This window comes from Bifidobacterium mizhiense, assembly GCF_020884755.1.
GTDB classification, from domain to species: domain Bacteria; phylum Actinomycetota; class Actinomycetes; order Actinomycetales; family Bifidobacteriaceae; genus Bombiscardovia; species Bombiscardovia mizhiensis.
Genome location: NZ_BPWE01000004.1, coordinates 62085 through 75676, shown reverse-complemented (window position 1 = coordinate 75676; position 13592 = coordinate 62085). Strand labels below are relative to the sequence as shown.

Below are 13592 nucleotides of genomic sequence, written 5' to 3'. Positions count from 1 at the left end.
ACTTTGAAAGGAATTGCTCACATGTTTATTTCCATTGACCATCTGACCAAGGATTTTCGGGGGAGACCAGCCGCTTTGAACGATCTGACCGTTGATCTTCCACAGGGCATGATAGGACTTATTGGTCCAAACGGTGCCGGTAAAACAACCCTCATGCGTATTCTCACCGGAATAATCAAACCGACTAAAGGTAAAATTTTTATTGATGGACAAGACCTGTCTTCGCCGGCCAACAGGCGAAATCTAAAACGGCACCTGGGTTATCTGCCACAGCACATCACCCCCTACGACAACCTGTCCCCGCTTGAATTCCTTGACTATATCGGCATCTTGAAAATGATCGAGAATAAACGTGCACGGCAGGAGCAGGCTCATACCCTCTTGGAACAAGTGGGATTGGAAGCCGTGATGAACCAACCTATCGGAGGGTTGTCCGGGGGTATGAGGCGCAGGGTTGGCATCGCACAGGCCCTTATGGGCGACCCCCAGCTGCTGGTAGTCGACGAACCCACAGCGGGGTTGGATCCCGAAGAGCGCATGCGGTTCCGCACGCTCCTTGCCCAGCTGGGACAGGATCGAACCGTTATCCTCTCCACCCACATACTCGATGATGTTGCACAAACCTGCCCCTGGGTGTGTGTATTACGTTGCGGACGCAACCAGTATGACGGGCCGACAGAGGGGCTGATCCATGAAGCTGCCGGTCATACCTGGGTCACGCCCCCTATCGCGACCCCACCGGAAAATGCCACAATCATCAACGCGGAACCCACCCCACAGGGGACAAGATACCGCATAGTTACCGATACACCGCCCGCGGGATCTGTAGAAACTGCGTCCAACCTTGAGGACGGATATATGGCTTTGGCCAGCGAGCGCTAGAAACCGTCTCCAAGCATGAAAGAACGTCGATAATTATGAAACGAATCAAGCAGAGCCTTAGGACCCTTTTCCTTATATGCGCCACAATTATGCTGATAGTGGGAGTTGTCGGCTGCACTGATGGCATGAAGCACCCTGAAGAGTATTCCACTGATGACAGCAATAAAGTCGCAGCTACCAGCAACCCGCAAACAATTTCGAAAGAAGATCTGGGTCACACCTGGCCTCTTAAGGTTGATGAGGGCACCGTGTCATGCAAGCTCAGCAAGCAGGGAGACCCCATCCTCCGCTTTACCACCTCAGATGGTGAACAGTACGCACTGAACCAGGTACAAGACAATGAGCATCTCAAAAGCATTGAAACATTAAAATCAGATAAGAGTAAGTCAGTAGGAACTCTGATGAGCTTCGCCTTCTCGGTCTGCGACGTACCAAAATAAACCAGTTTTACAGGGCCTAACAGATAGCAAAACGGTGGGCAACAATGACAACAGGTCACCCAGGTTGACCGCGTGGAGAATATCCTCACATTGCATTGTCTGTTGCTGATATTACTCATTCACGGCATCAAATGAATCTCGCTCAACGTGGACCAGTTGAGAGAGCAGTTGCTCACGTCTTCTGGGTAATCTGCCTGCCATAACTATCGATTCCCCAACCATTTGGCTCATAAAATCGCTCGATAAACTGCAAGACAGTACTTTTGCCAGCACCAGATAGCCCTATAACTCACACAGTCTGATTTCTGCGAACAGTTGCATTGCTGATCTTCTAGTCCCAGCTCTGACACAGTAGTCAACATGTCATCCGAATGGGGGACAGAGATATAGCGACTGGGATGACATAAGAAGCGAGAAGATCTTTTTACTCTCATGGTGTAGCGCCTCCAAAGCCGATTACGGCGATACCAGTTGCGCAAACACGAAAGAGAGACAGTATGCAAACTCGCGAAGTCAAGAGACAAGAAGACCACTTGCCAGTGATCGGGGCTTCACAGCCTCCGATCAGTCACAAAAAACTCAGCATGATCATGATTGGACTTATTGTGGCTGTCTCTATGACCAACATAGATTCGACAATCGTCTCCTTGTCGAGTCAGGCAGTCCAATCAGGTCTGGGTCTGACCGCAAGCGGCATACAGTGGATCGTCAACGCCTATATGCTGGCTGCAGCCGCCACTTTCCCCATCTGCGGGCATCTGTCGGATCTAGCGGGCTACAAACGCATCATGCTTTCAGGTACATTCCTTTTTGGAATGGGCAGTTTATGTTGCGGACTTGTTCCTGCAAATTCACTCTCACTGATGCTGATGATTCTCTCCCGAGCTCTGCAAGGCATCGGTTCAGCCATGATGTTCCCAGCCGCCATCGGTATTCTGTTCTCCTACTCAGCAGAAAACAAGAGGGCCGGAAACATGGCTCTGTTCTTCGCCATCACAGGAGCCATGACATGCTTGGGCCCCATTCTGGGATCTTGGCTGATTCAATACTCCTGGCGCGACATCTTCTTCATCAATCTGCCTCTTGCTCTGGTGGCCATCGTCATGATCGTCTCGATGATTCCAAAGGATTCACCCACAACCGAACACGGTAGTCAGCATATTGACTGGGCTGGCGGCCTAGCCGTAGGACTGGCCATGATAGCTCTGATCGTGCCGATTCAGCAGGGCAGCACCGTTGGCTGGTCGGATTGGCGCATTCTTGCCAGTTTTGGTGCCAGCCTTGTGCTATTCCTGGTGTTCGGCTTCTGGGATTCGCACGTTGGCAATCCAATCATTAAACTCAGAATCTTCAGCAACCTCCCATTCGACATTTCCCAGCTCGCCATGCTGGTAGCCGCCGTGATCTTCCAACCCATCATGTACTTCCTCAGCGTCTACGGCCTCCTTGCACTCAACCGGTCAACATTGATGACCAGCCTGTTCATCCTCTACTTTTTCCTAGGCTTCCTAGTTTCCGCCTTGTTGGGCGCCCAGCTCTTCAACAGGCATGGCATGAAACCGGTATTGCTGATTGCCGGCTTGATAGCTGCAACGGGTTTCTCCCTCATGTCGCTTACAGCCGGTTCACTGGACAAAGGATTGCCCTCCAATACCGTCTGGCTGTCGCTTTCCATGGTGGTTGCAGGCGCAGGGATCGGATTCATGTTCTCGCCATCATCCACTGATGCGGTCAATCGGGCCATCAACGCCTCTTATGGAGAAGTTACTGCCATCAATCAGACCTTCAAAAACTTCGGCGGTGCCTTGGGCATGGCAATGCTGGGACCATTGTGCATCCATTATTTTGCCCTGGATATTCATAAGGCCTTGGGAAAGTACGGAGTAAGCGCATCCCGCGCACAAGCCATTGCAGATACTATAGGATCCGGAACTTCCGCAGGTGCTCAATCACAATTGACCAGCATGCCCCAATCCGTGCGGAATATGATCATGCCTCTGATCCGGGTTTCCTATGCCAGCGGCAGCAGCAAGGTCTTCCTAGCTATGGCCTGTATGTCCTTACTTTTCATTCCCTTGGCTCTTTTGTATCCCCGAAAAAGCAAGCAGATTTTCACTGAGAAGACGGTCGATAGCCAATGAAGATCCCGGTTTCGGAGCTTGGAAACAGGAAAACCGGACGATCTCTACAGGCATTTTGGCAGTAGGGTGGATAAGTGTGGAAGTCATGGGAGACATGAGTGAAGATCACTGAGGAAACCAATCGAGAAGGCCAACGGCAAGACCGGCTCTCGATGAAACTGGATGGTGATTGCGTTGACGGCCAACTTGACGCGACTGCAAGAACCGATGCCCAGCGTCGACGTCTTCATAACACCTGGAACTGGTATTTCATTGTGGAAGCAGGCTGCGTAACAGGAGCCGATTGCTTCTTCTCGACTGCTTCCATGACCCATAAGCTGGCTTCAAGCCTTCTCATCCTATTGCCTTGCTTGTTTTTCATGATCTTGGTTCTGCCTAGGGTATTTGACAAACCTCAAGGGTCTGACCGGCAAACGGCAGATCAGCCAGTAAGCAAAACAGGAGCATATGGTCGGATTTTTGCCCTGCTGACGCTGGTCTGCTTGCCTATGGGCGCCTGGTTGGATGGTACCGCTATTCTGGCTCAGCTGTTTATCGTCCCGCAACTCTTCATCGCTTTTGCCTACCTTCCTGCTCTGGGATTGGTAGGAGTCCTGAATATGGCCTATCTGGGCATGGTCTTGGCTGGAAAGAGATTCTTAAGCACTGATCTAACCGGCAACCTTATGCTCATGGTTCTCGTGGTGGTATTCTCCGCAATGATTGGAAAGTCCTTCAATGTCCTGGCTTTGACCAACGGGCATAATCAAATGCTGCTGGACAAAATGGAGTCTCAACAAGAGACGATTCGCAGGCTCAGCAGAGCTGAAGGAGCATCTATTGAGCGGGAACGTGTGGCCAATGAAATGCATGACACAATCGCCCAGTCTTTGACTTCCATTCTGGCCTTGGCCAGGGTAGCTCATGAAGAACTGGATGACGACCTGCCTGCAGCGCGAAAGCATCTGGAAATGATCGCCAGCACGTCGAAAAGTTCTCTTGATGACACCAGAAGAATGATTGCGGATTCGGCACCGGCTGATCTGGATGGCAGGGACCTGAAGACGGCCCTGGAGCGGACGGTGCATGCCACTGCAGCAAAGACAGGTTGTCAATCGCAGTGCCTGGTTCAAAGCACCTTGCCGCCCTTACCTAAGCAGACTGAAGTCAACCTGTTACGTATAGTCCAGGAGTCCCTGACTAATATTTCTAAGCATGCCAATGCCCAGCATGTACAGGTGAGCTTGCTTGTAAAAAGGCAGGAACTGTTGCAGCTTCGGATCAAGGATGATGGTTGCGGTTTTGATATTCAAAACTTGGATTTCCAGGTGATGGAAAAGGCAGGGCATGGCTATGGTCTGCGGGATATGACCAAACGAGCTCAAGATGCGGGTGGGCGCTGTACGGTAACCTCAGTTCCCGGGCAAGGCACCTCTATAACTGTGAATATCCCTGTCGAAAGACCAAGTAATAATACTCGACCAGATGAGGAGAAAGAATGATCCGACTTGTCATGGCCGACGATCACCCCATGGTTCGGGAGGGTATACGCAGCATGCTGAAGCGCCATGCGGATCTTGAAGTGGTTGCCGAAGCATGCAATGGCACCCAGGCCATAGCCGCAGTGGCAAAAACACGGCCAGATTTGTTGCTCCTCGATCTGCGGATGCCTGACATGAACGGCCCTGAAGTCACTCGGAAAGTGCTGGCTTCTTATCCCAAAACCAAGGTATTGATCCTGACCACTTACGATTCCGACGACGATATTTTGCCGGCCATAGAAGCCGGAGCCAACGGCTATCTGCTGAAAGACGTCGAACCCCATGTCCTGGCCCAAGCTATCCGTGACACTGTTGCAGGGTCCACTGTGCTGAATCCAACCGCAGCGAAAGCAGTCAGCAAAGCACTGCGTCCAGCAACCAGACCAGCACTATCCGAACAAGAGACGCGCGTACTGCGCGAGGCCGCCAAAGGCATGACCAATCGGCAAATCGCAGAGCACTTATACATCAGCGAGGCAACAGTGAAAACTTATTTCAGCCGAATCTTCGCCAAGCTGGAGGTAAGCGATCGCACGGCTGCTGTAGCGGAGGCCATCGAAACTCTAGGCCTAAGACCCGATCAGTAAACCAGAACGACTAGCGTTAATAACCAATAGTCTCTTAACCGATAGCCTCTTTTGGATCTGGGGGCAAGAACCGGCGTTATAGAAGAACCAACGTTATAGTTATTTCCATTTCCCTCGGCCGTTCGAGACCTTTAATTGTTGCTCTTAAAATCAAATCATGACAGGGGAGAAGGGCTTGAACTTTGCTCATTGACCGTGCGAGTTCAGATAAACTTGAGCCTTCTGTTTATCGACAGCCAAGGCAGCCGTGAGGGTAAGGGCCAGGCCTTCCGGAGTGTGAATCCTGGCTTCAAGCGAGTTCCACGGCTTACGTACTGGAGCTGAAGTGGATCCCGGACGAAGGCGCTCGCATGCATCCAAAATCTTGCCTATCTGCTTTTCCGTGACTGCTACGCTCAGGCTTCCTATGGACTCCATATCCGAATCAGGGCTATCGGTATTGGAACCACTCTTACGGATCAGCACATCCTGAAAGGCCCAGCGCCGTAAGTGAATCATCACGCCTGGCATGGTGTATAAATTGATGAAACCCAATCCCTGCGTCCAGAAAACCTCTGATTCTTCTAGATCATGGCTATACAGGCACATGAACATAGGCATGAGGTAAATGCCTCTATAAGGCTCCGGCGGCTCCGCATCCTTCCCTGGCTCCGGCACCGGACTGATGATTGCTCCTGTATAAGCAGAATCTTTGGTCTGGTCATGGTTGTGCATGGTTACCTCGTTCTTTAATTGAAGGATCTTCAATTGGGTTGTTAAACAGAAAACGTGATACGTAGATGGAAGATATTGACTGCGTCACTCCCATTTAGCAGTTGCCGGATCTATCCCGATTGCACGAGCCGCAGCTTCGATTGCAGCAAGCATCCATTGCGCCAATCCAGGTTCCAGTCGTTCATAGTGGGATCTGAAACGTGGATCAGCCACATACATGCGTCCAAGAATGACGTGCATGGAAGGCGTTACGTGGAACCATGACAGAGCCTGCCGATGCTCGTCAATCAATTCTAGAACCTTATCTGAGGACGGCGGCAGACCTTTTCGCTTGGCTTGCGCAAGCTCACTTTCTACATTTTTGAGCCGGGCCGTATCCTTTTTCTGCTCTTGCTCGAAGCACATGGCCTTTCGCTCCGCATACTCAAGCCACTGCCTGCTAGTACCCCAGCGTTCGTATGCTTCCGAAAAGTACTGGTCCTCCTGATCGGTCTTCGTGGCGGCTGAATCATTACCCGACTTCCCCTCAGCAAGGGTTATGAGCCGGTCCAAACGATCCGTAGCTTTCCTAAGAAGCTGGATTTTCACCTCAATTCGCGAACGCTGACCTCGCAACTCATCCAAGGCCAGCGGTGCCTTGCAATTGAGCAATGCCTTGATTTGTCGGGCATTGAAGCCCATCTCCCTGTATGTCACAATTCGCTCCAGCTGTGCGACGTCATCCTGCAGATAATGCCGGTAATTCGACTGGTCGCGAAAGGGAGAGATCAGTCCTTCCTCCTCCCAATGGCGCAACATTCTCCGACTAACCCCAGTAAGCTCAGACATCTGACCGATGCTCAAGCCGCTCTCGCTGCCCTCTCCACTGAATTCGCTCTCCCGTGTCATGCCTTGACCCTAAACCCTGCCATTATGTCAAGGTCAAATCGTTTGTTTTCTGGGGGATGGGTGAGTGAGTGCATGCACACGCCGGCCCCTAGCGTCCCAATATCCAGTAACAGGTTCTTGAGGAGGACGCTTTTGGTTCTGCTCGTTTGCAAAGTAGCCCCTATTCAATCATGAAGACGACTAAATCCAGCAAGACTCTTTTCCTATGGATATAAATCAGCCTCATCAGCAGCGACTTGTCCCCTGCAGGGGACAGTTTCTTTACCCGCGTTGAGGGATTGCATCCGCCGAACTTGCATAGGAATCAGTTGAATTCCGATTGGAAGGGGAGGCACAATGACATATACGGACGAAAACAATGACCCGCAACTGGCTGTGGCCACACAGGGGCTGGTCAAGGCCTATGGCGGATTCAAAGCCGTGGATGGGCTGAATCTACGGGTACAGGCTGGCGGAGTCTACGGACTGCTGGGACCAAACGGAGCCGGAAAATCGACCACCATGAAGCTCCTTCTGGGATTGACAAAACCGACTGCGGGGAGCATGTGGCTGCTGGGACAGCAGGTAGGAAAGAAGACCACGATCCAGCCGGGCCGTGTGGGCTCCATGATTGAAGGACCCAGCTTCTATCCAGGCCTGTCGGGACTGGATAACTGCCGCATGGTAGCCGATTATCTGGGTCTGCCAGTTTCAGCTGCCTCAGAAGTGTTAACCAAGGTTGGATTGCGGGGATACGAGAAGAGGAAGGCGGGCGCCTACTCCCTGGGGATGAAGCAGCGGCTGGGCATCGCCATGGCGCTGATCTCGCATCCGGAGCTCCTGCTCTTGGATGAGCCCACCAATGGCTTGGATGCAGAAGCTGTGGTCGAGGTGCGACAAATGATCATGGACTTGGCCGCCTCTGAGGGAGTCACCGTCATCATCAGCAGCCATATCCTGTCCGAAATCGAAAAGATGGCTCCAATAGTTGGCATCATTGCCGATGGTCACCTGCTCTACCAGGGGACATTGGAAAATCTGCGCGATGAGGGCCATATCGATCTACGGGTGTCCGACCCTGGGCTCGTGTCAGAGATGCTCGAAGCTCAAGGAATTCACCACGAATATATCCGGAAGAGTGCAACCCTGCGCATTCCCGAGATACCCGATTTGCAAATCGGGGCGCTGGTGACTCGGCTGGTATCGCATGGTCTGCAGGTATACCGTGTCGCTTCCGAACGCAAGAGCTTGGAAGAGGCCTTCCTCGAACTCGTGGAAAACCCGCAGAACCATGTAGCGCAGGGTCCTGTGAAGCCGTTGGGTCATAAACAGAGGAGCGCACGATGAGCTCTGTCGAATCATTCTCCATGAGGCCCGAAGAATTTCGATTGGGAAAACCGCCACGCTCATCCCATCCTGGAAGGCCACTTATTCTACTTTCGATGGAGCTTCGCAAGTTGAAAGGCTCCTCATTTTGGTGGATGGCCTTGGGCATGATAGCCCTGGTTTCGGCATGGTCGGGCTTGGCATTCATGAAACGAGCTGAATCTGCGAACCCCGCCACTCGTACCGTAGCCCTTGCACAAGGTGAGATCTTCCAGACTGTCGGCCTGCTGGCACCCATCCTTGCAACTCTGATGACCAGCCGGCTTGCCGTCATGGAGAGCAGCGAGCGCATGGATCTCAAATGGCAATCCCTAGGCCAGAGTGCGACTGGGAGGTTTCTTGCCAAGCTCGTAGTTACGGGGTGTGTGATTTCGCTATGCTTCGTGATTCCTCTGGCGTGGATACCGCTGTCAGCTTCAGCACAAGGGTTCTATCTCGATGGCAGTCTGGCCGATTACATACTCCTTCCGGCACTGATTGCTTGCTTCTCATCCATGGCTGTCACGGCCATACAACTCGCCCTCTCCCTGACTATCGAAAGACAGGCCATAGGCCTGGGTCTGGGTGTGATAGCCGGTCTGATCGGGACTGGACTGGGTCCGATGAATATGCCATGTCTAGGCTGGCTTTTCCCGGCAGGAATCAGTTCCGCCGCCTACCCCTTCCTGTCTTCTGCCAGTCCTGATGGCTTTGCCAGGATGACCTTGGTTGCCAATCCATGGGCGAAGGTCCTGGCAAGCCTTCTGGCATACATTATCTTGTCGGGAATATCAGCACTCATCGTCAAGGTCAAGGAGTTATGCCGATGACAAGTCCGTACCCAGCAAACGCTATGACTATCACCCCGATGCATCGCCACAGGCCATCAATCGTCGCCGCCTGCAAATGGGAGATCCGCAAGGCCGGCAATCTCTGGTACTGGCTGGCCACCATGCTCTTCGACGCTGTAGGAATCTTCAACGGTTGGGACCAGTATCAGAGCTACAACCGGACTTCCAGGCTCAAGGGGTGACCTGGGCTGCGGTCTGGGGGCAGGCGATCCTTCTGCCAAGCATGGTCTTCATGCCAGTCCTGGTCGCAGCCTTTGCAGCCCAGGTTGGAGCCAACGAGCACAAGGGTCGCAACTGGCAGCGTCTTAATGCCTCCGGCATGGTCGGGACTGCCATAGCCGGGAAGATGATGCATGGACTGCTGGCATCCCTCCTTAGCGTCGCCATCTTTGAATCCGAATTCATACTTATGGGTGTTCTGGTAGGAGGCTTCGACCCAGCGGAACTCGGTCCCTATCTCTTGCGTGGCGTACCAATGACGTTGGCAGTGTGGGCCATTATGACTCTGACCCAGGCCATAGCCGCCAGAGCCGAATCCTTCGCCTCGACTATGAGCATCATGTTTCTGCTCACCCTGGGAGGCTGCGTGCTGTCGGTTGCCACACCGGCCTTGGCGCTGCCGTATCCGCTGGCCTTGATCACCACTGCATCCGCAGCCCGTGACATGGGCAATATCGCATCCACGACCTCTATGGCAAGCTCGTGCATGGTGGCAATCCTCTGGGTGCTGATCAGCCTCCTTATATTCCGGCACCAGGCTCGCAGAGCCATCTGATCTCAAGTCCAGAGTCAATGAAGAGAGGATAACGCACTTGCCAGGTCGCACATCTCAGTGTCTGACAGCATAATGGAATACCAGCAGTTATCAGGAAGAGGCTCACCGATGAGAGCAGGCAAGAAGACTCAAGGCTGGATTCAGTTGTGGAACCGGCCATATATGACCTTCGTGGCAGTCTTTTTCTGCGCCCTCTACGAGACAGGGATGCTGACCAGGCTGATCCTTGCCCCAAGCAGCGCCAACCAGACCCTCTACCAGGTCATGAAGTCAGCCAGCTGGGGCTTGCCCTTGTTTGTGGTCATTATTTTTCTCGCACTTGTCACCCTATGCCTGCGCCGTCTATATCCTATGGCGACCCTGCTGGTGGTCAGTGGCCTGCTTGCCCTGACTGGCGCAATCTATGGCTCGGGATGCACCTACCTGGTCATTCCCTGGATTGTCAGCCTCTACGCCTGCGCGGTAGAAGCCAAGAGCATGGCATCATTGACAGCTGGGCTGGGTAGTTCCGCCATTCTGGGCCTGTTCAGTATCGTACTCTCTGCCAATTGGCATCGTGATGTCCACTTCACCGACCTTCTGTATCCGACTGGATTGACTTTCGCCCTCTGCCTGACAGTCGCCTTCCTCTCACGCTCTGTAAGGCAGTCACGCATGTCGGAGCAGGCATTGGAGGAGGAGCGCTCGCATGCTCTAACCCTGACCCATGAGCGGGACCAGGCCATGCATCAGTCCAGGGTTGCCGCCCAACTGCATGACAGCGTGGGTCACGACTTGACCGCCATCATCGCCTTATCCGAAGGACTGGATCATGCCAGCGGAAAACCGGAAATCGATGAGGCTATCTCGATGATTAACGACCTGGCACGGCAAGGACTGGATGACACCCGAACGGCTGTCAAAGCCCTGCAATCAGAGACAGATCCGAAAAACGACCCACAGCCGGCCACAGGGGAGAGGCATGGCTGGGATGACATCAAACCCATCCTCGGTCACGTCCGTCAAGCCGGCATCAGCACTGCCCTGACGGAAACGGGTCGTCGGCCACAGGATTCCGAACAGGCCGACCTGGCTTTCACCATCACCAGGGAGGCGATTACCAACGCCCTCCGCCACGGACAGGAGGTCAACCGTATTGTGGTCTCCTGGGATCACAACAGCCGGGGCGGCATAGATATCACCGTTCGCGATGATGGACGAATCTTGAATAGCGAAGCCGAAAATACCAGTAGCAGCGGTACAGGTCTTGCCAGGTTAAGAGCCGAGGTGCAAGCTCATGGTGGCAGCTTCCATTCGGGTCCTGGTTCTGATGGTTGGACCTTGCAGGCCCGCATACCCTCACTAGCTGCAACGTCAGCTAACGATATAGGCATGAAGGAGAACGCATGATCCGCGTCATGATCGTCGACGACCAGCGCCCGACCCGCATGGGACTGGCACTCATGGTCGCTAAGGATCCAACCTTGCATGTGGTAGCACAGGCGGCCAACGGCCAAGAAGCTTTGGATAAACTGGCCACATCCGCCGAAAATCAACAGCCTCTGCCCGATGTGATTCTGATGGATGTGCGCATGCCTGTCATGGACGGGCTGGATGCCACCAGCCGTATCAAAAAGCTCCATCCTGAAATAAGCATTCTCATTCTGACCACCTACGACGAGGACGACTATGCGTTCACAGCTTTAGGGGCAGGCGCATCTGGATTCCTGCTCAAGGATGTCAAGACAGCCGATCTGAACAGAGCCATCCATGCGGTACATGCAGGCGATGCCATTCTCACGCCGCGCATCACGGCCGAAGTGATCAGAAAAGGAGTTCCTAGGCCAAAAGCCGATGATGGGTGTAAGGCTCGCGAGCAATTTGCCAAGCTGGGCAAACGCGAACTTGAGGTCGCTTCGCTGGTCAGCCAAGGCCTGACGAACGCAGAGATTGCTGAGCAACTCCAGCTACAGCCTGACTCTGTCAAAAAGACCGTCAGTCGTATACTGGCAAAACTCAAGGTCAGGGACCGGATCAACATCGCCGTTCTCTGGTATCAGGCCAACATGGCAAACCACTAAGTAGCACCGAATGCGGTCTCGCTCATTCGTCGACGGAAGAGGCTGTATCCGGCTGTATTTTTTGGGTCCTAATCCATATATTGGCGATAGAAGTCCGCCATCTGGTTCATCAACGGCACATCCAGCTCGAAGCCCTTCGACTTGTCGAAGTGTTTGGCCGAATACGCGTTATAACTTTCGTTGGACAGCTTTTGGCCCAGTTGTCTCATGTGCTCCTTGTATTCCTGGTCGAATTGCTTTCGGTATCGCACCGAGTTTTGGGAATAGTAGACATAGGCGTGTCCGCGATCCTGGTATTCACGGAACCGGAATCGTGGGTTGGGCTGAAATTCCTCATGGAAGAGGTCAAAACTATATCTGACCGGGACCACCTGATCATCACGGCTCTGAGTGATGAAAATTCCTGCCTTGGATTTCTTCAAGCCATCCAAAGCGGTATAGCCCGCAAACTTCCCGAACTTTACATGCTCATACAAGCTCACGCAGGGCAGGATGAGCGAGACGGCAGGGCCAGCGATTTTTCTGCCGGGCTGACGCATCATATCGATCGAACGATTGAATCCAGAAGCCATGACTGCAGCCTTGACCTCTGGGTGAAGATTGAGAACAGCGCCAACGGCATAGCCTCCCCAGCTCTGTCCGAACAGGAAAACAGGAAGACCTTTATATGATTGCTCACCCTCCGCGAAACGAAGAGCTTGGTCAAGATCCTCGACCCCTTGAGGAAGGCCCCTGACGGACTTGCCGGCGCTTTCATCGTTGCCGGTGGCGTCATAGGCGAAGACCAGGAAGCCTTGGGAGGTGAAATAGCTGGCAACATCCATGTAGGTGTTCTGTCCGCCGCCGCCGAAACCATGAGCAATGACCACGAGGCCCTCAGCTTTGTCTCCAGGCTGGTTCGGGTTGTCTCTTGAATACTGATATCCCGCCAGTTTCTTACCGTCTTTGGAGCGAAAGTCGCAACGCTTCATGCGCAGGCCGGGGAAGTCTGCGAGCGCATAACGCATCCATCCGGGAGTGTTATACCGTTCTCCGAAGGTGTCCTCATAGACCAAAATGGAAGCCCCCGGCAGAATGATCGCCATGACAAGAACAAGTACTATTGCCAGAGCCAGGAGAACCCGCCTCCATTTGCGTTTGGGCTTTGTCCTGCCTGGATTTTCTGACATTCCACTCCCTGATCGGCACCCCATTGTCTGCTTGTATAGATATAAATTCTATAACTATAAAGCCGGGTCGACCAATTGGTATCGCAATGCTGTAATCGGTTGTTTGTAAGTATTGGTCTTTCTATTCGTGTGGCAGAGGTAGTCAGAATCTTATTGGCCGGTGTTTGTTTGAGAATAGTTCCATTTGTAAGGATCATGAAACGTAGACCAGTGTAATCAAA

General features: G+C 53.0%; 14 protein-coding genes. 11 read left to right on the top strand and 3 right to left on the bottom strand.

The annotated features are described in order from the left end of the window. The first annotated feature begins 21 nt into the window (after window positions 1–21). The 5 genes from LPC22_RS06555 (at window position 22) to LPC22_RS06535 (ending at window position 5570) form a co-directional block, all read left to right on the top strand. The gene (locus tag LPC22_RS06555) at window positions 22–882 is read left to right on the top strand and encodes an ABC transporter ATP-binding protein (RefSeq protein WP_229133212.1); all 861 of its coding nucleotides are present in this window, start codon (window positions 22–24) and stop codon (window positions 880–882) included. A gap of 125 nt (window positions 883–1007) precedes the next feature. Continuing rightward, window positions 1008–1322, top strand: a complete 315-nt coding sequence (locus tag LPC22_RS06550) for a DUF2511 domain-containing protein (RefSeq protein ID WP_229133211.1) — start codon at window positions 1008–1010, stop codon at window positions 1320–1322. Window positions 1323–1777: 455 nt separating this feature from the next. Then, window positions 1778–3463, top strand: a complete 1686-nt coding sequence (locus LPC22_RS06545) for an MFS transporter (RefSeq protein ID WP_373312915.1) — start codon at window positions 1778–1780, stop codon at window positions 3461–3463. A 98-nt stretch (window positions 3464–3561) separates the two neighbouring features. After that, complete coding sequence (locus tag LPC22_RS06540; RefSeq protein WP_229133209.1) at window positions 3562–4944, top strand: sensor histidine kinase; 1383 nt, start codon at window positions 3562–3564, stop codon at window positions 4942–4944. An 11-nt stretch (window positions 4945–4955) separates the two neighbouring features. Then, complete coding sequence (locus LPC22_RS06535) at window positions 4956–5570, top strand: response regulator (protein ID WP_229133208.1); 615 nt, start codon at window positions 4956–4958, stop codon at window positions 5568–5570. 186 nt (window positions 5571–5756) lie between these two features. Here the strand turns inward: LPC22_RS06535 and LPC22_RS06530 are convergent, their stop codons facing one another. Then, on the bottom strand, window positions 5757–6284 hold the full coding sequence (locus tag LPC22_RS06530; RefSeq protein WP_229133207.1) for a hypothetical protein: 528 nt from the start codon (window positions 6282–6284) through the stop codon (window positions 5757–5759). An 84-nt stretch (window positions 6285–6368) separates the two neighbouring features. Then, window positions 6369–7172: a MerR family transcriptional regulator gene (locus LPC22_RS06525; protein ID WP_229133206.1), complete on the bottom strand. Its 804-nt coding sequence runs from the start codon at window positions 7170–7172 to the stop codon at window positions 6369–6371. A 336-nt stretch (window positions 7173–7508) separates the two neighbouring features. Here LPC22_RS06525 and LPC22_RS06520 point away from each other — a divergent pair, with 336 nt between their 5' ends. The 6 genes from LPC22_RS06520 (at window position 7509) to LPC22_RS06495 (ending at window position 12202) form a co-directional block, all read left to right on the top strand. Then, window positions 7509–8498, top strand: coding sequence for an ABC transporter ATP-binding protein (locus tag LPC22_RS06520; RefSeq protein WP_229133205.1), 990 nt, complete (start codon window positions 7509–7511; stop codon window positions 8496–8498). A 95-nt stretch (window positions 8499–8593) separates the two neighbouring features. Continuing rightward, on the top strand, window positions 8594–9346 hold the full coding sequence (locus LPC22_RS06515) for an ABC transporter permease (RefSeq protein ID WP_229133204.1): 753 nt from the start codon (window positions 8594–8596) through the stop codon (window positions 9344–9346). A gap of 23 nt (window positions 9347–9369) precedes the next feature. Next, complete coding sequence (locus tag LPC22_RS06510; protein WP_229133203.1) at window positions 9370–9549, top strand: hypothetical protein; 180 nt, start codon at window positions 9370–9372, stop codon at window positions 9547–9549. Window positions 9550–9590: 41 nt separating this feature from the next. After that, window positions 9591–10142 (top strand): ABC-2 family transporter permease, encoded by a 552-nt coding sequence (locus tag LPC22_RS06505; RefSeq protein ID WP_229133202.1) that lies wholly within the window; start codon window positions 9591–9593, stop codon window positions 10140–10142. Window positions 10143–10304: 162 nt separating this feature from the next. Further along, the gene (locus tag LPC22_RS06500) at window positions 10305–11531 is read left to right on the top strand and encodes a sensor histidine kinase (RefSeq protein ID WP_229133201.1); all 1227 of its coding nucleotides are present in this window, start codon (window positions 10305–10307) and stop codon (window positions 11529–11531) included. Beyond that, on the top strand, window positions 11528–12202 hold the full coding sequence (locus LPC22_RS06495; protein WP_229133200.1) for a response regulator transcription factor: 675 nt from the start codon (window positions 11528–11530) through the stop codon (window positions 12200–12202). Before LPC22_RS06500 ends, LPC22_RS06495 begins: the two co-directional genes overlap by 4 nt. 68 nt (window positions 12203–12270) lie before the next feature. On the opposite strand, the gene LPC22_RS06490 is transcribed toward LPC22_RS06495, so the two are convergent. Beyond that, entirely contained in the window at window positions 12271–13287 is a 1017-nt protein-coding gene (locus tag LPC22_RS06490) for an alpha/beta hydrolase family protein (protein WP_229133199.1), read from the bottom strand. Window positions 13288–13592: the final 305 nt, after the last annotated feature.

Bases quoted from the DNA above. Each gene is read 5' to 3' on its own strand.
- LPC22_RS06555 (WP_229133212.1), top strand. From the start codon at position 22: ATGTTTATTTCCATTGACCATCTGACCAAGGATTTTCGGGGGAGACCA.
- LPC22_RS06550 (WP_229133211.1), top strand. From the start codon at position 1,008: ATGAAGCACCCTGAAGAGTATTCCACTGATGACAGCAATAAAGTCGCA.
- LPC22_RS06535 (WP_229133208.1), top strand. From the start codon at position 4,956: ATGGCCGACGATCACCCCATGGTTCGGGAGGGTATACGCAGCATGCTG.
- LPC22_RS06530 (WP_229133207.1), bottom strand. From the start codon at position 6,284: ATGCACAACCATGACCAGACCAAAGATTCTGCTTATACAGGAGCAATC.
- LPC22_RS06525 (WP_229133206.1), bottom strand. From the start codon at position 7,172: ATGACACGGGAGAGCGAATTCAGTGGAGAGGGCAGCGAGAGCGGCTTG.
- LPC22_RS06520 (WP_229133205.1), top strand. From the start codon at position 7,509: ATGACATATACGGACGAAAACAATGACCCGCAACTGGCTGTGGCCACA.
- LPC22_RS06515 (WP_229133204.1), top strand. From the start codon at position 8,594: ATGGAGCTTCGCAAGTTGAAAGGCTCCTCATTTTGGTGGATGGCCTTG.
- LPC22_RS06510 (WP_229133203.1), top strand. From the start codon at position 9,370: ATGACTATCACCCCGATGCATCGCCACAGGCCATCAATCGTCGCCGCC.
- LPC22_RS06505 (WP_229133202.1), top strand. From the start codon at position 9,591: ATGGTCTTCATGCCAGTCCTGGTCGCAGCCTTTGCAGCCCAGGTTGGA.
- LPC22_RS06500 (WP_229133201.1), top strand. From the start codon at position 10,305: ATGACCTTCGTGGCAGTCTTTTTCTGCGCCCTCTACGAGACAGGGATG.
- LPC22_RS06495 (WP_229133200.1), top strand. From the start codon at position 11,528: ATGATCCGCGTCATGATCGTCGACGACCAGCGCCCGACCCGCATGGGA.
- LPC22_RS06490 (WP_229133199.1), bottom strand. From the start codon at position 13,287: ATGGCGATCATTCTGCCGGGGGCTTCCATTTTGGTCTATGAGGACACC.